The organism is Micromonospora sp. C95 (genome assembly GCF_018070465.1).
GTDB lineage: Bacteria > Actinomycetota > Actinomycetes > Mycobacteriales > Micromonosporaceae > Micromonospora.
In genome coordinates this window covers 1-18,080 of record NZ_JAGPXT010000011.1, presented here as the reverse complement: position 1 = coordinate 18,080, position 18,080 = coordinate 1, and the positions used below count along the sequence as shown (strand labels likewise).

The window sequence follows — 18,080 nt, the reverse complement described above, 5'->3', positions numbered from 1 at the left end:
GCGGCCGCGTACCGAAGGCTCGACTCGTCGCGCCTTAGGTCAAGCGGCGGCGAGCGCGTGCTCCAGGTCGGCGCGCAGGTCCTCCGGGTCTTCCAGGCCGACGGAGAGGCGCAGCAGCCCGCCGTCGGGCTTGGCCTCGGTCTCGACGGGGCGGTGGGTCAGTGACGCCGGGTGCTGGATGAGCGTGTCGACGCCGCCGAGGGAGACGGCGTGGGTGATGAGCCGGCAGGCGCCGGCGACCGCTGCGGCGGCGGGTGCGCCGCCGCGTACCTCGAAGGCGAGGAGGCCGCCCGGGCCGGACATCTGCCGGCCGACGAGCCCGGCCGGGTCGTTGGTGCCGGGGTGGTGGACCCGCGCGACCGCCGGGTGCGCGGCGAGCCAGAGGGCGAGTTTCTCCGCGCCGGCCTGCTGGGCGCGGACCCGCAGCGGCAGCGTCTGCAGCCCCCGGTGCAGCAGGTACGCCCCGAGGGGGTGCAGGATCGCGCCGGTGAGGGCGCGGACCTGGCGCAGCCGGGTAGCCCACTCGGCGTCGCAGGCGATCACTCCGGCGAGGACGTCGCCGTGGCCGCCGATGCTCTTGGTGGCGCTGTGCAGCACCAGCCGGGCGCCGTGCCGGCTGGGTTGCTGGAGCACCGGGGTGGCGACGGTGTTGTCGATCAGCAGGGGCACCTGGCCGGCGGCGTCGGCGAGGGCGGTGATGTCGATCAGGTCGAGGGTCGGGTTGGCGGGGGTTTCGGCGATCACCAGGGCGGTGTCGGGGCGGATGGCGGCGGCGACGCCGTCGAGGCGGGCCCAGGTGACGTCGGTGCCGAGCAGGCCGGTGGCGAGGACGTGGTCGGTGCCGCCGTAGAGGGGGCGCACGGCGACCAGGTGCCGGCGGCCGTCGCGGGTGGCGGCGAGCAGGGCGGCGGTGAGCGCGGCCATGCCGCTGGCGTACGCGACGGCGTCGGTGGTGCCTTCGAGTTCGGCGAGGGCGGTTTCGAAGCGGGCGACGGTCGGGTTCCACAGTCGCTGATAGACGGCGCTGGCGTCGGCGGGGAGGGTGCCGCCGGTGGCGAGGGTCTCGTAGGCGTCGCCACCGGCGTCCACCGAGGGCAGGGGGTTGGTGGTGGACAGGTCGATCGGCGGCACGTGGACGCCGAGGGCGGCGAGGTCGTCACGGCCGGCGTGCACGGCTCGGGTGTCCACGGTCGTCATGTCGAGAGGATCGAACATCCCGCCCATCAGGGGCAATAGTTCCGAATATTATTCGTCATAATCGCTTTCGCTGCCGGTGGCGTTCGATGGAGGATGGCGGCATGCCCCCCGTATCGAACGATGTTCGGCCGTTCGCGGCCCTCGACGACACCGACCGCGCGATCCTGACCGAGCTGGCCGGCGACGGCCGGTTGCCGAACAATGCGCTGGCCGAGCGGGTGGGGGTGGCGCCGTCGACCTGTCTGGCGCGCACCCGGGCGTTGCGGGAGTGCGGGGCGATCCGGGGTTTCCACGCCGAGGTGCATCCGGCGGCGTTGGGGTTGCCGTTGCAGGCGCTGGTGTCGGTGCGGTTGACCGAGCACGCGCGGGCGGCGGTGGACGCGTTCCGGGCCCGCTCGGTGCGGCTGCCGGGCGTGGTGTCGGTGTTCCACGTGGCCGGCGCGGAGGATTACGTGCTGCACGTGCGGGCGGCCTCGGCCGAGGCGCTGCGCGACTTCGTGCTGGATCATCTGGCCGTGGATCCGGCGGTGCAGCACACCCAGACCAGCCTGATCTTCGAGCAGGCCCGCGGGTCGGGTTGATCACGTCGCCGCCCGGTTCGGGAACAGATTCGGCGTACGCCGGGTTGGCCAGCCATGTGATCGACGTTCCGTTGTCTGTCCTCGACCTCGCCCCCGTTGCCGCCGGCGCCACCGCCGGTGAGGCGTTGCGGCACACCACCGAGTTGGCGCGACGCACCGACGAGCTGGGCTACCACCGGTTCTGGGTGGCCGAGCACCACAACATGCCGGCCATCGCCTCCTCGGCCCCGGCGGTGCTGATCGCGCATCTGGCCGCGCACACCAGCGACATCCGGCTCGGCTCGGGTGGGGTGATGCTGCCCAACCACGCGCCGCTTGTGATCGCCGAGCAGTTCGGCACCCTGGAGGCGCTGCATCCGGGCCGGATCGACCTGGGCATCGGCCGCGCGCCCGGCACCGACCAGGTCACCGCGTTGGCGCTGCGCCGGACCATGGAGGGCCTGTCGGCCGAGGGTTTCCCCCGCGAGCTCAACGACCTGATGGGCTATTTCGACGAGGCGGCGTCGGGACGGATCACCGCGACTCCGGGGCGGGGGCAGCGGCCGGCGGTGTGGTTGTTGGGTTCCAGTGGGTTCAGCGCGCAGCTGGCCGGCGCGCTGGGCCTGCCGTTCTCCTTCGCGCATCACTTCAGCGCCCAGAACACGTTGCCCGCGTTGGCGCTGTACCGGCAGAGTTTCCGACCGTCGCGGTGGCTGGAGCGGCCGTACGCGATGGTGGCGGTGAACGCGGTCTGCGCGGAGTCCGACGAGCGGGCCGAGTGGCTGGCCGGGCCAGCCGGGTTGTCGTTCCTGCGGTTGCGGTCCGGGCGGCCGGAGCCGCTCGCGACGCCGGACGAGGCGGCGGCGTACCCGTACACCGAGTTCGACCGGGAGTTCCTGGCGCAGCGCCGGCAGGGTCAGGCGAGCGGTTCCCCGGAGACGGTCCGCCGGCAGTTGGGTGAGCTGCTGGCCAGCACCCGGGCGGACGAGCTGATGTTGACCACGATGGTGTACGACGTCGCCGACCGGGTGCGGTCGTTCGAGCTGATCGCGACCGAGGTGGCTGGCGGCCTGCGGCGCTGACGCGGTGGCCGCCGACGGCCGGGTCTCCACGGGGCCGGATGGCATGGTGGCCCAGGTCACAGCGTTTCCGGAGCCACGAAACACGATCTTCACGGCAGCGTCACCCTCGCGACGCGGAGCCCGCCTAACTTTGTATCCGGTGGTGGTACGGCACTCCCCGGTCGGGACGGGTCGGGGGTGCCGCGGTGTGGGGCACCGGGCCGCAGTTGTGCGGATTCCGCGATTGCGGCCCGGTGCCTTTTCCTTTCTTCTACCGCTTCTGCACCCCGCCGGTCAACGCAGGTAGATGTCGGGCGCGGGCGGCGTGGTCATGCCGTCGCCGAGAAAGAAGCTCGGGTGCGGGGGCTGGTTGTAGGCGGTGTTCTGCCAGGCGATGGCGACCCGGTACTGCAGGTCGTGCATCAGGGTGTGGATCCGGATGCTTGTCGGCGTCGGGGTGCTGTAGATCCGCAGCGCCCGGCTGTCGCTGGTACGCCAGACCACCTCCTCGCGCCAGTCACCGAACAGGTCGGCCGAGAGCGCGGGGGTGGCCTTGGTGCCGTTGTTGGCCGTGACGCCGCTGCCGGTGAGCAGGTGGGTGTCACCGCCGGTGCCGTACTTGTCGATCCGGGTGGCGTCGAGCAGTTCGCGGACCGGGTCGCCGTCCCACCAGACGAGGAAGTTCGTCGAGGACGGCTTGCGGCCGATGTTCCGGCCCCGGGTGTCGGCCAGGCCGCTCACCGCGGACGACCAGGACTCGGCGCCGGGACTGCCGGCCCAGATGTCGCCGGAGACGCCGCGGCCGTTGTCGCCGCCGGTCGGGGTGGACCAGAGGATCTGGCCGGTACGGGCGTCGGCGAACCAGGAGCTGGGCTTGCTGCCGTCCTCGCTCACCTTGAAGTACTCCAGACCCGGGCGGGACGGGTCGAGGTCGCCGACGTGCCCGGCGTCGCCGTGGCCGTGGCCGGTGGACCACAGCAGCCGGCCGTTGTCGTCGATGGTGGCCGCACCGTAGACGATCTCCTGCCGGCCGTCGCCGTCCACGTCGGCGACGGAGAGGCTGTGGTTGCCCTGCCCGGCGGCGGCGCCGTTGCCCGAGGCGTTGGAGTCGAAGGTCCACCGCCTGGTGAGGGCGCCGTTGCGGAAGTCCCAGGCGGCGATGACCGCGCGGGTGTAGTAGCCCCGGGCCATGATCAGCGACGGTCGTTGTCCGTCGAGGTAGGCGGTGCCGGCGAGGAACCGGTCGACCCGGTTGCCGTAGTTGTCGCCCCAGGAGGAGACGGTGCCGCGCGGCGGGTCGTAGTTGACGGTGGAGAGGGCGGCACCGGTGCTGCCGTCGAACATGGTCAGGTACTCGGGGCCGGCGAGGACGTAGCCGGCGGAGTTGCGGTGGTCGGCGTTGGCGTTGCCGATCACCTGGCCGGTGCCGGAGCGGGTGCCGTCGGCGGTCTTCATGGCCACCTCGGCTCGGCCGTCGCCGTCGTAGTCGTACACCTGGAACTGGGTGTAGTGGGCGCCGGCCCGGATGTTGCGGCCCAGGTCGATGCGCCACAGCCGGTATCCGGCCAGGGTGTACGCGTCGAGGTAGACGTTGCCGGTGTGGCCGGACTGCGAGTTGTCCTTGGCGTTGGACGGCTCCCACTTGAGCACGAAGTCGTAGTCGCCGTCGCCGTCGAGGTCGCCGACGCTGGCGTCGTTGGCCGAGTAGGTGTACGCCTCGCCGCTGGGGGTGGTGCCGCCCGGCGGGACCTGCAACGGCACGTCGAGGTAGCCGGTGGGGAACTGCAGGGCCGGCACGGATTGGGTCTGTTCGACGCCGCCCACCACGGGCCGCACGGTGTAGTTCGCTCCGGCCGGCGCGCCACTGTCCAGGTAGTTGGTCGCGCCGGTGATCGGGCTGGCGTTCACCCTGTTGGTGCCCCGGTAGAGGTTGAACGCGACGCCGCTGGTCTCGGTGCCCAGCAGCCGCCAGGAAACCAGGTTGGCCGACCCGGAGCGGACGCTGATCAGCCCACGCTCCAGATTCTCCGCCTGCATCGTCCCGGGTGGTGGGGTTGGTGGTGAGGGGGTCGGCGGCGGAGTGGTCGGCGGCGCGACGGTGGGTGACGGACGCGGCGGACTGGGTGGTGGGGTGGTCGGCGTGGCGGTCGGTGCGGTGGCGCCGGTGCAGGTGGTGCCGTTCAGGGCGAAGCTGGTGGGGGCCGGGTTGCTGCCGTTCCACGAGCCGTTGAAGCCGAAGTTGACGCTGCCGTCGGTGCCGATGGCGGCGTTGTAGTCGACGTTGCGGGCGCTGACCTGGGCACCGGACTGGGTGACGGCGGTGTTCCAGGCCTGGGTGACCTGTTGTCCGGCGGCCCAGGTCCAGGTCAGGGTCCAGCCGTCGACCGGGTCGCCGAGGTTGGTGACGGTGACGTCGGCGCCGAAGCCGCCGGTCCACTGGTTGGTGACACGGTAGTCGACGCGGCATCCCGCGGCGGCGGCCGAGGCGGTCAGGGTGGTCAGCACGCCGGCGGCGGCGACCGCGGTGGCGGTGGCCGCGGCGAGCAGAGCCGCCCGGGGGGCGGTGCGAGGCATGGTTCCTCCGATGGAGGTCGGGACGCGCGGCGTCCGAGGGTCCGCCGGCCGTGCCCGCAGCCGACGGGTGTCGGTCCACCGGCCGTGCCGGGCCGGCGGCCGTGCCGCGCTAGCGGAAAGGACCCATCTAATCGATGGACATGAGTGCGACCCCGCGCATCTGTGATGCTAGGGCAGGCGTTTTCTGCGCACAATCGATGCGCCGCCTTGCTCTGGAACCGCTCCCTTTGATCCACTCACGGGGTGGCTGGACACATGACGCCCGAGGAGTTCCGCCGGGCCGGGTACGCGGTGGTGGACTGGATCGCCGACTACTGGTCGACGCTGCCCCAACGCCCGGTGACCTCCCAGGACCCGCCCGGCACGGTGGCCGCCGGGCTGCCGGCCGGGCCACCGGCCCACGGTGAACCGGTCGAGGCGGTCCTCGCCGACCTGGACAAGCTTGTCGCACCCGGGCTCACCCACTGGCAGCATCCGGGCTTCTTCGGGTACTTCCCGGCCAACACCTCGGGCCCCAGCGTGCTCGGTGACCTGGTCAGTGCCGGGCTCGGCGTGCAGGGCATGCTCTGGGCCACCGGCCCGGCCTGCACCGAGTTGGAGACGGTGCTGCTCGACTGGCTGGCCGACCTGCTGGACCTGCCGGCCCGGTTCCGCTCCACCGGCCGCGGCGGCGGGGTCATCCAGGACTCCGCCTCCTCGGCCACCCTGGTGGCCACCCTGGTGGCGCTGCACCGGGCCGCCGGTGGGCGGTGGCGTCAGGCCGGCGTCGACCGTCGCTACCGGGTGTACACCTCGACGGAGGCGCACTCGTCGGTGGAGAAGGCCGCCCGGATCGCGGGTCTCGGCGCCGACGGCGTACGCCTGATCGAGGTGGACCCGGTGACCCGGGCGATGTCGCCGGCGGCGCTGCGCGCCGCGATCGAGGCGGACCGGGCCGCCGGGGTGGTGCCCGCCCTGGTGGTGGCGACCGTCGGCACCACCTCCACCACGGCGGTGGACCCGCTGCCCGAGATCGGCCCGATCTGCGCCGAGCAGGGTGTCTTCCTGCACGTCGACGCCGCGTACGCGGGTGCGGCGGCGGTCTGCCCGGAGTTGCGGTTCGGCCACGCGGGCCTGGAGTACGCCGACTCGTACTGTTTCGACCCGCACAAGTGGCTGCTCACCGGCTTCGACTGCGACGCGTTCTGGGTGGCCGACGCGGGCGAGTTGGTCGAGGCGTTGACCGTGTTGCCGGAGTACCTGCGCAACGCGGCCACCGAGTCCGGCGCGGTGCTCGACTATCGGGACTGGCAGGTGCCGCTGGGTCGGCGGTTCCGGGCCCTGAAGCTGTGGTTCGTGCTGCGCTGGTACGGCGTCGAGGGTCTGCGCGAGCACATCCGTCGAGGGGTGGCGCTGGCCGCCGGGTTCGCCGACCGGGTCCGCGCCGACGAACGCTTCGAACTGGTCACCGACCACCCGTACGCGCTTGTCTGTTTCCGGCTGCGCGGCCCGGACGGGCCGAACGAGCGGCTGCTGACGGCGGTGAACGCCACCGCCCGGGTCTACCTCACCCACACCCGCGTCGCCGGCCGACACACCCTACGCCTGGCCGTAGGCGCCCCCCAGACCACCCAGTCCCACGTAGACGAAACCTGGCAGCTCATCTCCCACACGGCGAAGGCCCTCCCGAACTGACCCCCGCGCGAGCATCCCGGTTGATCATGAGGTTGTTGTCGTCCCGTCCGGCGTGGCGCGACAACAACCTCATGATCAACGGGGATCGGGGTGAGCGGGGGCGCCTGCGCCGACCGGCTCGGGGGTGGGCGGCGGCGGGGTGTCGGTGGTGAGGGTCGTGGCGAGGGACCGCTCGCGGCGGGTCCGCCGCAGTACCCGGACGGCAAGCGTCAGGGCGGTGATCCATCCGGCGGCCAACAGCAGGTAGACGATCACCGGCAGGGAACCGTCCACATCGCCGGCGCGCATCAGGACCCGGGCGTTGGTCAGCACGATCACGCCACCGACGGCCGCGCCGAGCAGTTGGGCCGGCACGATGCGGACCAGCCAGGCCGCGACCGGCGCGGCGATCAGGCCACCGGCGAGCAGCGCGAGGACGATCGGCAGCAGGAAGCCCTCGGTGCCCAGCCCGATCAGGAAGCCGAGGCTGGCGGCGGAGGCCACGACGAACTCGGAGGTGTCCACCGAGCCGATCACCTTGCGGGGCTCCAGCCGACCGCTGACCAGCAGCGCCGGGGTGGCCACCGGGCCCCATCCGCCGCCGCCGGTGGCGTCGACGAAGCCGGCGACGAGGCCGAGCGGGCCGAGGAACCGCCCGCGTAGCCGGCCGGCGGCCGGGTTTCGGCGCAGCGGCCGGGAGAACCGGACGAGCAGGTACGCCCCGAGCGTGAACAGGATCGCGGCCATCCACGGTGCGGCCGACTCGGTGGACAGGGCGCTGAGGAAGGTGGCACCGGCGAAGGCACCGACCGCGCCCGGCACCGCGATGCGGCGCACCACCCGCCAGTCGACGTTGCCGAACCGCCAGTGCGCCGTGCCCGCGGCGAGCGTGGTGCCGATCTCGGCCAGGTGCACCGAGGCGGACGCTGCCGCCGGTGCGACGCCGACAAGCAGCAACAGCGTCGAGGAGGTCAGCCCGTACGCCATGCCGAGCGAACCATCGACGAGCTGCGCGGCGAGCCCCACCAACGCGATGACGAGCAGCTTGCGCACGACGCCCCCTGGCTAATTGATATCTCCTATCGGCTTGGTCGACAATGCGGCATGGTCGGGCCGCCGGTCAACCCCACGATCAGTCAGTGAGACGACACGTCGACCCGACGCATGGTGTCCGGGGTGCTGTCGAGGGTCCGGTCAGGTCCAGGCGCCCGGGTCGGCGACCAGCTTGGTGACCGGCTCGGGCAGGGTGCCCCGCGCCACGTCGGCGACGGTGACCAGTTCGAGGATCTGCCGTTCGCTGGCCCGCAACGCGATCCAGACCTCCTGCAACGCCCGCGCCGCGCCCTGGTAGCCGAGGTGCTCGGGGCGTTGGCCCCGAACATGGGCCAGCGGTCCGTCGATCACCCGGATCACCTCGGCGAGGCAGATCTCCTCAGCCGGCCGGGCCAACCAGTAGCCGCCCTCGGGGCCGCGCTGGGCCTGCACCACGCCGGCGCGGCGCAGTTGCAGCAGGATGCTCTCCAGAAACTTCGGCGGGATCTGCTGGGCCCGCGCGATCTGGTCGGCGGTGACCGGTCGGCCCCGTCCAGCCCCGGTCACCGAGGCCAGTTCGGCGACCGCTCGAAGGGCGTAGTCCACCCGGGCTGAGAGACGCATGTCGGACAGGTTAACGGGCGGTGTACCGGGCACCGCCCGGCGGCCCGACACCGGATCTGACGGGTCGCCCGGCCACGCCCGGCCGGACGGCCACCGGTCCACGCAGCGGGTCGGCTATCCGCCGACCCGGCGCAGCAGTCCCTCCTGGACGGCGCTGGCGATCTGCCGGCCGTCCACGGTGAACATCCGGCCGGTGGCCAGGCCACGCGCGCCCGACGCGGACGGGCTCCAGCAGTCGTAGAGGAACCACTCGTCGGCCCGGAACGGGCGGTGGAACCACAGGGCGTGGTCCAGGCTCGCCCCCACCACCCCGCCCGGTCCCCACACCTCGCCGTGCACCGAGAGCACCGAGTCGAGCAGGGTCAGGTCGGAGGCGTAGGCCAGGGCGCAGGCGTGCAGCAACGGATCGTCCGGCAGCTTGCCGTCGATGCGCATCCACACCCGCTGGTGCGGATCGGCCGGCCGGTCGCCGGGACGTACCCAACCGGGTTCACCGACATAGCGCACGTCGATCGGGCGGGGAATCTGCCCCCAGATGCCCAGCCGTTCCGGGTACCGGGACAGCCGGTCGGTCATGGTCGGCACCGACTCGGGCCCGGGCACGTCCGGCGGCAGGGGCGCGTGGTGGTCCAGCCCCTCCTCGGGCCGCTGGAACGAGGCGGACATGAAGAAGATCGGCTTGCCGTGCTGGAGCGCGACCGAGCGGCGCACCGAGAAGGAGCGGCCGTCGCGGATGTTCTCCACCTCGTACTCGATCGGCTCGACCGGGTCACCGGCGCGCACGAAGTAGCCGTGCAGGGAGTGGACCACCCGCTCCGCGTCGACGGTGCGGCCGGCGGCGACCAGGGCCTGGCCGGCGACCTGGCCGCCGTACACCCGCTGCGGGCCGACCGGCGGGCTCATCCCCCGGAACGACATCGCGCCGGTGGGTGCGAGGTCCAGAACCTCCAGCAGCTGGTCGACGGCGGCCTGGCCGACGAGCGAGCCGTCGGTCACTGCAACGCCCGCGCGGTGGCGGCGTCGACGAGCGAACCGAGCTGGTGCACCCGGAGGGTGTTGGTCGAGCCGGGGCTGCCGGGCGGGCTGCCGGCCACGATCACCACGTAGTCGCCGGGGTTGCCCCGGTTCAGCCCGAGCAGCGCCTGGTCCACCTGACGGAACATGTCGTCGGTGTGCTGCACGAACGGCATCAGGAAGGTCTCCACCCCCCAGGAGAGGGCGAGCTGCGCCCGCACCTCGGGCACCGGGGTGAAGGCCAGCAGCGGCAGGTCGCAGTGCAGCCGGCTGAGCCGGCGCACGGTGTCACCGGTCTGCGAGAACGCGACGAGCGCCTTGGCGCCGATGGCCCGGGCGATCGAGGAGGCGGCCACGGTGAGCGCGCCGCCGTGCGTACGCGGATCGTGCTGGAGGCGGGGCACCAGGATCGACCCGGCCTCGGTGGTGGTGACGATCTTGGACATGGTGCTGACCGTGAGCACCGGATACTTGCCGACGCTCGTCTCACCGGAGAGCATCACCGCGTCGGCACCGTCGAGCACCGCGTTCGCCACGTCGGAGGCCTCGGCGCGGGTCGGCCGGGAATTCTCGATCATGGAGTCGAGCATCTGGGTGGCCACGATGACCGGCTTGGCGTTCTCCCGGCACAACTGCACCGCGCGCTTCTGCACCAGCGGCACCTCGTCGAGCGGCAGTTCCACGCCGAGGTCACCACGGGCCACCATGACCCCGTCGAAGGCCAGCACGATCGCTTCGAGGTGGTCGACCGCCTCCGGCTTCTCGACCTTGGCCAGCACCGGGCGGTGCACACCGACCTCGCTCATGATCGCGTGGCACAGCTTGATGTCGTCGGCGGAGCGGACGAACGACAGGGCGACCAGGTCGACACCGAGGCCGAGCGCGAAGCGCAGGTCGGCGGCGTCCTTCTCCGACAGGGCGGGCACGCTGACCGCCACGTTCGGCAGCGAGACACCCTTGTTGTTGCTGACCGGACCGCCCTCGGTGACCAGCACCCGGATGTCGTTGCCGGTGACGTCGGTGACCTCGACGGCCACCCGGCCGTCGTCGATCAGCAGCCGGTCACCCGGCTTGACCTCCTGCGGGAGCTTCCGGTAGGTGCAGGAGACCCGGTCCTTGGAGCCGGTCACCTCGTCGCCGGTGATCACCACGGAGTCACCGGTGCGCCACTCGTGCGGCCCGTCGGCGAACCGACCCAGGCGGATCTTGGGCCCCTGGAGGTCGGCCAGGATCGCCACCGGCTGCCCCGCGGCCTCGGCCGCCTCCCGCACGAGTCGGTAGACCGACTCGTGGTCGGCGTGGCTGCCGTGACTGAAGTTGAGCCTCGCCACGTTCATGCCGGCTTCGACGAGCCCGCGGATGCGCTCGGGCGACGAGGTGGCGGGGCCAAGAGTGCAGACGATCTTCGCGCGGCGTGTCACGCCCATCAGGCTAGTCTCTCCTCCGGGTCGGACCACCGGCCGACCCCTTGCGCAATGTGGAACAGTTGTCCAACGGCGCGCGGCCCACTGGCGCGGCCGGCGAGCGTGGGCCGCTCCGGACGTCGACGGCGGGCAACGGCGACCGCGCGCCGGAATGGTACGCCCCCGGCGCCAGGCCGCGTCGGGGCGCTCCGGGCCGACAACTGTACGCGCACCTCCGGCCACCCGTCGTGACGGCGGCCGGCGTGGCTCAGCTCTCCGTCTTGACCAGCGGAAACTCCAACGAGCCGGCCGGGCAGAGGAAGGTCATCACGTCCACCCGGTAGAGGCCGGCCTGCACCGCCGGATCCGCTTCCATCACGCTGCGGACATCGTCGACCGACCCGGTCCGGGCCAGACCGAACCCCAGCGGTGGGTCCGGCTCCCGGGCCTGGCCGTCCACCGCTCCGGCGACGAGGATGATGCCCCGCTGCTGCATCGCCTGCATGTGCCGGGCATGCTCGGCCTGCAACCGCTGGACGGTCTCGGGCAGCAACGCCCGCCCGGCGGCACCGGGATACAGCACGATGCATTCGTAGGTGTCGAGCGCGAAGTCGACCTGCGGCTCCCCTGACATGGCTTCCCTTCCGCACGGCCCGCCGACGCCAGGCGGTGCACGCGGCGGTACCGTCCAGCCTCCCACGGACGGTCCGGCCGCACGGGCGCTCCGCCGATCCCGCTGCCCGGCACCCGCTCGCCGGACCGGGCACCGGGTCCACCCGCGCGCCGGGAGACCGGCGGGCGGGCGGGCGCTACCGTGTGCTCGTTGTCGTGGCGACGACGGTGGGAGGGTGCATCGGTGCGGGATGGTGAGCCGGCGGCGGAGCCGCTGCCGTACGCGGAGGTCACCGACACCGCGTACGGCAGCCGGGTCGCGGAGACGTTCTCGGTGCGCCGGTACGGTCCGGCGGTGCTGCTCAGCGGCGACTGCCCCCGCTGCCGGCACCCGATCAGCTGCCCGATCGTCGACGAGGTGTACCGGCGGGAGGCACCGCAGGCAGTGGTCGACCCCGGCTACCGGACGCTGCTGTGCAGTTGCACCGCCGATCATCCGGCCCGCCCCGACGGGCTGACCGGCTGCGGCGCGTACTGGACGGTGACGCTGGAGGTCGAGTCGTGATCCGACTGCGGCCCGGTCCCCCGGCGACCCGTACCGACCTGCGCCGGGCGCAGGAGCTGGCCGCGTTGCTGCGCGGCGAACTGGACCGGGTCCGGGCCGCCGCGCTGGCCTGGCGTAACGGGCTGGGTGGCCTGCTCGTCGCGCTGGTCGGGTTCAGCCTGATCCGGGGTCGCTCCGACGTCAGCACCCTCGCACCGGGCTGGGGCGCCCTGGTCGGTGTACTGCTGCTGGCCGCCGTGGTGGCCGGGGTCAGCGGGGCGCTGGCGCTGCTGCGGGCCGCGCACGGGCCGCTGTCGGTGACTCCGGTCGCCGAACTGTTCCCGGCTCCGCTCGGCGAGCACCGGGAGGCCCTCGCCGCGGCCCGGGCCCTGCGCCTCGGGGTGCTGCTGGTGCTTGCCTGCACCGCTCTGCTGGTCGCCGCCGTGGGCGTCACCTGGTACGCGCCCGGTCAGGGGCCGACATGGGCGTAGCCGGCCCAGAGTTCCGGCAGGTCGGGCAGGGCGGCACGCACCTGCCGGACGGCGTGGTGCAGGGCGGACGCGGCCCGCTGCGGGTCGAGACCACCGGGCACCGCCAGCGCCGCGTACAGGTCCTCGCACAGCTGGACGGTAAGCGTGTCCGAGATGGCCCAGAGCGCGCCGATGACGTGCCGGAAGCCCGCCAACTGGAACGCGGTGCCCAGGGTCAGCGCCTCGTCCGGCAGGGCGGCGCCACCGCGTACCGTGTCGCAGGCGGACAGGACCGCGAGCGCGGCCGTGGTGCCGGCCGGCCGCCACAGATCCCGCACGTGCAGCGGGCCGCCGGCCAACGCGAGCCGGCCCCGGGCGGGTGCGGCGAGATCCTGGGTGCCGTGACAGCTCAGGTGGACCACGGACGTTCCCGGCAGTGCGCCGAGCACCGCCGAGGGCGTGGCCGCCGCCCCGGTCAACGTCGTCACGTCGGTCACGTACCGGCGTACCACGGCCGCCTCCCCCGCGACGCCGGGCAGGTCCGCCAGCCCCGGCGTCCGCGGCATCCCGACCACCAGGGCCGAGGTGACCGGCGCGGACCTGCCCGCCGGCCCCCGCCGGGCCCGGACGAGCGCCCGCAGCGAGGCCGTGTACGAGGAGACGACCCGGTCGAGCACCCCGGTCCCCCCACCCAGTGGGGCGGCGGCGTGCAGTGGCAGCAGGGCGAGCACGCCGGTGGGACACCACCACAGGCGGGCCGGGGCGGCTCCGGCATCCGGTGGCGCGGCCGGCGGGCCCAGCGCGTCCAGCACCGGGGCGGCGACCACCCGCCACAGCCAGTCAAGGGTTTCCGGGATGCGGCGTCGGAACGCGGCCCGGCGGCGCTGCGCCGCCACGCCCGGCTCACCACCGGACGCGGTGACCTCGGCGAGCCCGGTCAGGAAGTACACGGCCCGTAGCTGCAGTTCACCGAGGGTCAGCTCGGGCAGCGGTACCACCATCACCCGCTCCTGACCGACCACCAGCGCGTCGCAGCGCCGGGCGGCGACGTTCACCAGCACCACCGGCCCGCCGCCGGCCGCCTGGGCGAGATCGACGAACGGAGGCGGACGCAGGAAGCCCTCGAAGCCGGGCCGTCGCCGGATCTCCGCCAACACCTCGCGCCGCTGGACGGCCAGCTCGTGCCGGCGTTCCGAGCCCGCGCCCACCTCGCCACCGGCCGGCACGGCGCGGGCCGGGGCCGCCAGCCCGGCGACCGGCGCGGGTCCGGTCAGGTCGGGGCGCGGGTCGAGGCGGTCGAGGGCGGCCTGGACGGCGGCCAGGCGCTCGGCCAGTCGGGGTGCCTCCGCGCGCAGCGCCGCCAGGTCGGCGCCGGCGTCGTGGGCCCGGGCGAGCAGCACCCCACGCCCGTACTCCAGCAGTTCCACCGCGCGTTGCGGCCGGTCGAGCGCGATCGCCACCGCGGCGGCGTCGCCGGCCAGGCCCGGGAACTGCCCGAGCAGCCGGCCCTGGTCGTCGAGGTCCATGCCGTGCCAGGCAACCAGGTCGAGCAGTTCGATCGCCGTGGTGTAGCCCGCCAGGGCGGCCGGCAGGTCGCCGGCCTCGGCGGCGAGAGCGGCGTACCGCCGCGCGGCGGCGGCCCGCAACAGCGACGGCGCCGCCTCGATCGCGGCGGCCTCGCGCAGCGCGGCGACCGCCTCGGCCAACTCGACCGCCGGCAGCTCGCCGGAGGCCGCCGAAGCGACGGCGGTCGCGCGATGCCCCGTGGCGGCCGGGCCGCCGGGAACCAGGCCGTCGGAGGCTAGGCCGCCGGAGGCCGGGCCGTCGGGAACCGGTTCCGGAGCGGCGTCGGTCGCAGCGGTCGCGGCACCGGTGGCGTGGGCGATCTCCTCGACGGCGACGGCCAGGTTGCTCAGGCACATGGTCCGCTCCGGATGATCCACGGGCAGGGCCGCCACCGCCGCCCGGTACACCGTAAGCATCTCCTGGGCGTCGGGGGCGTTCCGCGCGGTCCGGAACCTGATCAGCAGCGCGTTACCGAGGTTGGTCAGCGACCGGTATCGGTCGCCGGCCGGGGCGACGGCCGCGTCGGCGAGCTCCCGCAGCAGGGTGACCGCCTCGTCGAGCGCGGCGGGATCCTCGGTGAGTTGGTGCCGCAGCAGGTGGCTGAGCGCGAGCGTGCCGACGATCCGCGCGCGTTCGTCGGGCTCGGCCTCCTGCTGTGCCAGCTCCGCCGCCTCCCGTAGCAGCGTGACCGCCTGCTCGGCGTCGGCCCGCGCGACGGCGCGGGCCCGCTCCGGCGTGGCGTCGCCGTCGGCCGGCAGCGCGGCGTTGACGACCAGCTCCGTGCGCCGGTTCAACGCCGATCCCAGGTTGAACAGGCCGAGCATCCGGTCCGGATTCCCGGGTGGGGCAGCGGCCACCGCCCGCCGCAGCACCGCCGTCGCCTCGGTGAGAATTCCCAGGTCCTGGGTCCGGCCGAAGAGTTCCTGCAACGCCAGGCCGAGATTCGACAGGTAGAGCGGCAGCTTCGCGGGATTCGCCGGGTTCGCCGCCGCCTCGCGCAGCTTCGCCACGGCGGGTTCCAGCAGCTCCGGCTCGCCCGCCTGGTCGGCCAGCTCACGCAGCGTGTCGCCCAGGTTGTTCAGCAGGTCCGGCCGCGACGGGTGATCTGCCGGCAGCAGCCGCTCCGCCTCGGTCAGCAGCTCGCGGGCCTCCCGCAAGGTCGCCAACCCGGTCAGGTCGGCGTGCCATCGGCCCAGCGTGTACCCGAGGTCGCCGAGGCGTCCGGCGCGCTGCACCGGGTCGGTCGTCTCGTCGACCGCCGCCCGCAACAGCCGCTCCGCCTCACGCAGATCGTCGGACCGGCGGTGCAGCGCGTAGCGCGCGTCCAACAGCTTGCCCTCGGCCTGCCACAGCCCGCCCGCGTCCTGCCCCGCCGACCGGGGCCCGCCCGCCGCCGCCCGGTACGCCTCGATCGCCGCGTCCAGGTCGGCCGGGGTCTTCCGCCGCTCGTGGCGCTCACCGGCCAGTCCCGCCAGGGTGACCCGGACCAGGGCGCCCTGTTCCTCGCTGATCCCCGCCGCCAGCGCGGCACGGTTGGCGTCGATCGCCGTGTCCAGGTCGCCGTCGGTGCCGCTGACCACGAACCGTCTGCTGGCCAGCGTCGCGTAGGTGAAGAGCACCAGCGGGTCGGCCCGGACGGACACCGCCTGCGCCAGCACGTCGACGGCCCGGTCGAGGTCGGCCGGCTCGCCCCGGCGCTGCCAGCGGTCGCGCAGCCGTCCCCCGAGGTTGACCCGGGCCATCAGCCAGACCGGCGAGTCGGCGGGGGCGGCCCGGGCCGCGTCGCCGAGCAGTCGGATCGACTCGTCCAGCGCCGCGACGTCGCCCGCCTGCTCGAACCGGTCACCGAGGACGTTGCCGAGGTTGAACAGCCGGGTCGGACGCTCCGGGTCACCCGCGGGGGTCGACTCCAGGCTCTCCCGGTGCGCGTCGATCGCCGCCGGAAGCGACCGCTGCCGGCCCAGCCGCAGGTACTGATCCCGGTGCACCCGTCCGAGCGCGGAGAGGTACTGCCGGCGTTCCGGTGCGCCGGACGGTGTGCCGGCCAGGGCCCGTTCCAGCAGCGCCTGCGCCTGGTCGGCCACCCGGTAGTCCCCGGACCGCTCGGCGCCGCCCATCAGCATCACCGCCTGGCCGAACAGCGCAGCCGGCGCGTCGGTGCCGGGCGCGGAGCGGGCAGCCGGGACACCGACACCGGGCGGCACCGGTGCATCGCGGGCCCCGGAGGTGGTCACGCCCGCGGGACCGCCGCCCCGCGCCCCGGTCCCGGTCCCGGTCGACGCACCGGCAGATCGGCCGGCGGTGGGTACGTGGGTTCGCAGCATCGCCAGCAGCGACGGCGGTACCCGTTCCGGCGCCAGGCTGAGCAGCAGTTCGGTCAGCCCGACCGCCTGGACGAGGTCCGGCCCGTCCGAGCCCGCCGGCAGCACCTGGTACCGGTACCAGTGCAGACAGGCCAGGAGGAACAGCGCCTCGGCCTCGCGTTCCGACGCACCCCGGCGGCTCACGCCGTTGATCAGGTCGTAGACCGGCCTGGCATCCATCAGCGCCTCGTGGTCGAGCACCCACCGCGGCTCCATGGTGGTGCCGAAGCCGTCCAGCCGCTCCCGCAGCCGCTGCACCGGGTCGGACCTGAACCGTCGCCACATGCCAGCCCTCCCGTCGCAGGCACCGTCCCGCACAGCAGTAGCAGCCGCAGCGACCGGCCGCTGTCCCGAAGCCGACCGGGGTAACTTGAGGCTCCGACAGGCAGCGAACCGAAAGGTGGCCCCAATGGCGCTCGACACCGGCACCAGACCGGCGAAGGAGTCCGGCACCTACCGGATCGGCGGCGATCTTCAGGTCGACCGGCTCGGTTACGGCGCGATGCAGATAACCGGTCCCGGGGTCTGGGGTGAGCCGAAGGACCCGGCCGAGGCGGTCCGGGTGCTGCGCCGCGCCTACGAGCTGGGCGTGACGTTCATCGACACCGCCGACTCGTACGGTCCGTTCGTCTCCGAGCTGCTGATCCGCGAGGCCCTGCACCCGTACGCCGACGATCTGCTCATCGCGACGAAGGCCGGCTTCACCCGCGGCGGCCCGGGTGACTGGCGGCCGGTGGGCCGGCCGGAGTACCTGCGTCAGCAGTGCGAGCTGAGCCTGCGCCACCTCGGGCTGGAAACCATCGGGCTCTATCAGCTGCACCGCATCGATCCGGCGGTGCCGCTGGCCGACCAGCTCGGTGAGCTGGCGCTGCTGCGGGAGGAAGGCAAGATCCGGCACATCGGGCTCTCCGAGGTGACCGTCGACCAGATCGAGGCGGCCCGCCGCATCGCGCCGATCGTGTCCGTGCAGAACCTGTACAACCTGGCCAACCGCGACGCGGAGGACGTGCTCGACCACTGCGAACGGCACGACCTCGCGTTCATCCCGTGGTACCCGATCGCGACCGGGGAACTGGCCCGACCGGGTGGTCCGCTGGACACCGTCGCCGCCGAGCACGGCGCGACGCCCGCGCAACTGGCCCTCGCCTGGCTGTTGCGCCGGTCGCCGGTCATGCTGCCGATTCCCGGTACGTCGTCCGTGGCGCACCTGGAGGAGAACGTCGCCGCCGCCCAGGTGCAGCTGACCGACGCCGAGTACGAGGCACTGTCCGCCACCACCACCTAATGGGAGCTACCGGGTGAGCCGCTGGCAGACTCGGTGCCTGGTAGCCGCGAGCGGGTGAGCACTCCCGCCGCCTGGACCAATGCGAGTCCTGGTGTCAGAACGTGCCCCCGCTCGTGGTCGGG

Annotated in this window: 14 protein-coding genes; 6 read left to right on the top strand and 8 right to left on the bottom strand. The window is 73.4% G+C overall.

Features of this window, described 5'->3' with window-relative positions; translation table 11 throughout:
- Positions 1–39: 39 nt before the first annotated feature.
- Positions 40–1,215, bottom strand: coding sequence for a PLP-dependent aspartate aminotransferase family protein (locus KBX00_RS15240; protein WP_210827419.1), 1,176 nt, complete (start codon positions 1,213–1,215; stop codon positions 40–42).
- Positions 1,216–1,298: 83 nt separating this feature from the next.
- On the opposite strand from KBX00_RS15240, the gene KBX00_RS15235 reads away from it, so the two are divergent.
- Together KBX00_RS15235 and KBX00_RS15230 are read left to right on the top strand one after the other, a co-directional pair.
- Positions 1,299–1,778 carry an Lrp/AsnC family transcriptional regulator gene (locus KBX00_RS15235; protein ID WP_204013943.1) on the top strand — a complete coding sequence of 160 codons (480 nt, stop codon included), beginning with the start codon at positions 1,299–1,301 and terminating at the stop codon, positions 1,776–1,778.
- Positions 1,779–1,834: 56 nt separating this feature from the next.
- Positions 1,835–2,839, top strand: a complete 1,005-nt coding sequence (locus tag KBX00_RS15230; RefSeq protein WP_374225304.1) for an LLM class flavin-dependent oxidoreductase — start codon at positions 1,835–1,837, stop codon at positions 2,837–2,839.
- Positions 2,840–3,112: 273 nt separating this feature from the next.
- On the opposite strand, the gene KBX00_RS15225 is transcribed toward KBX00_RS15230, so the two are convergent.
- Positions 3,113–5,392 carry a cellulose binding domain-containing protein gene (locus KBX00_RS15225; protein ID WP_210827415.1) on the bottom strand — a complete coding sequence of 760 codons (2,280 nt, stop codon included), beginning with the start codon at positions 5,390–5,392 and terminating at the stop codon, positions 3,113–3,115.
- Positions 5,393–5,635: 243 nt separating this feature from the next.
- Here KBX00_RS15225 and KBX00_RS15220 point away from each other — a divergent pair, with 243 nt between their 5' ends.
- Positions 5,636–7,066: a pyridoxal-dependent decarboxylase gene (locus tag KBX00_RS15220; RefSeq protein ID WP_307868679.1), complete on the top strand. Its 1,431-nt coding sequence runs from the start codon at positions 5,636–5,638 to the stop codon at positions 7,064–7,066.
- Between the two features lie 75 nt (positions 7,067–7,141).
- Here KBX00_RS15220 and KBX00_RS15215 read toward each other — a convergent pair whose 3' ends face one another.
- The 5 genes from KBX00_RS15215 to KBX00_RS15195 form a co-directional block, all read right to left on the bottom strand.
- A complete protein-coding gene (locus tag KBX00_RS15215; protein WP_210827413.1) occupies positions 7,142–8,098 on the bottom strand; it encodes a sulfite exporter TauE/SafE family protein in 957 nt (318 codons plus the stop codon).
- 141 nt (positions 8,099–8,239) lie between these two features.
- Positions 8,240–8,701, bottom strand: coding sequence for an Rrf2 family transcriptional regulator (locus tag KBX00_RS15210; RefSeq protein ID WP_210827412.1), 462 nt, complete (start codon positions 8,699–8,701; stop codon positions 8,240–8,242).
- A gap of 114 nt (positions 8,702–8,815) precedes the next feature.
- Entirely contained in the window at positions 8,816–9,697 is an 882-nt protein-coding gene (locus tag KBX00_RS15205; protein ID WP_210827411.1) for an acyl-CoA thioesterase II, read from the bottom strand.
- Entirely contained in the window at positions 9,694–11,142 is a 1,449-nt protein-coding gene (pyk, locus tag KBX00_RS15200) for a pyruvate kinase (RefSeq protein ID WP_210827410.1), read from the bottom strand. The genes KBX00_RS15205 and pyk overlap by 4 nt, the downstream gene beginning before the upstream one ends.
- 244 nt (positions 11,143–11,386) lie before the next feature.
- Complete coding sequence (locus KBX00_RS15195; RefSeq protein WP_210827409.1) at positions 11,387–11,752, bottom strand: YciI family protein; 366 nt, start codon at positions 11,750–11,752, stop codon at positions 11,387–11,389.
- A 222-nt stretch (positions 11,753–11,974) separates the two neighbouring features.
- Between KBX00_RS15195 and KBX00_RS15190 the strand changes: the two genes are divergently transcribed.
- Positions 11,975–12,295 carry a hypothetical protein gene (locus KBX00_RS15190; RefSeq protein ID WP_210827408.1) on the top strand — a complete coding sequence of 107 codons (321 nt, stop codon included), beginning with the start codon at positions 11,975–11,977 and terminating at the stop codon, positions 12,293–12,295.
- On the top strand, positions 12,292–12,765 hold the full coding sequence (locus KBX00_RS15185; protein WP_210827405.1) for a hypothetical protein: 474 nt from the start codon (positions 12,292–12,294) through the stop codon (positions 12,763–12,765). Before KBX00_RS15190 ends, KBX00_RS15185 begins: the two co-directional genes overlap by 4 nt.
- On the opposite strand, the gene KBX00_RS15180 is transcribed toward KBX00_RS15185, so the two are convergent.
- The gene (locus KBX00_RS15180) at positions 12,744–16,958 is read right to left on the bottom strand and encodes a CHAT domain-containing protein (RefSeq protein ID WP_210827403.1); all 4,215 of its coding nucleotides are present in this window, start codon (positions 16,956–16,958) and stop codon (positions 12,744–12,746) included. The two genes, KBX00_RS15185 and KBX00_RS15180, sit on opposite strands and share 22 nt — an antisense overlap.
- 124 nt (positions 16,959–17,082) lie before the next feature.
- On the opposite strand from KBX00_RS15180, the gene KBX00_RS15175 reads away from it, so the two are divergent.
- Positions 17,083–17,958 (top strand): aldo/keto reductase, encoded by an 876-nt coding sequence (locus KBX00_RS15175; RefSeq protein WP_210827401.1) that lies wholly within the window; start codon positions 17,083–17,085, stop codon positions 17,956–17,958.
- Positions 17,959–18,080 lie beyond the last annotated feature (122 nt).

Excerpts from the sequence above, each read along its gene's own strand:
- KBX00_RS15240 (WP_210827419.1), bottom strand. The coding sequence starts at position 1,215 with ATGTTCGATCCTCTCGACATGACGACCGTGGACACCCGAGCCGTGCAC.
- KBX00_RS15235 (WP_204013943.1), top strand. The coding sequence starts at position 1,299 with ATGCCCCCCGTATCGAACGATGTTCGGCCGTTCGCGGCCCTCGACGAC.
- KBX00_RS15225 (WP_210827415.1), bottom strand. The coding sequence starts at position 5,392 with ATGCCTCGCACCGCCCCCCGGGCGGCTCTGCTCGCCGCGGCCACCGCC.
- KBX00_RS15210 (WP_210827412.1), bottom strand. The coding sequence starts at position 8,701 with ATGCGTCTCTCAGCCCGGGTGGACTACGCCCTTCGAGCGGTCGCCGAA.
- pyk (WP_210827410.1), bottom strand. The coding sequence starts at position 11,142 with ATGGGCGTGACACGCCGCGCGAAGATCGTCTGCACTCTTGGCCCCGCC.
- KBX00_RS15195 (WP_210827409.1), bottom strand. The coding sequence starts at position 11,752 with ATGTCAGGGGAGCCGCAGGTCGACTTCGCGCTCGACACCTACGAATGC.
- KBX00_RS15180 (WP_210827403.1), bottom strand. The coding sequence starts at position 16,958 with ATGTGGCGACGGTTCAGGTCCGACCCGGTGCAGCGGCTGCGGGAGCGG.
- KBX00_RS15175 (WP_210827401.1), top strand. The coding sequence starts at position 17,083 with ATGGCGCTCGACACCGGCACCAGACCGGCGAAGGAGTCCGGCACCTAC.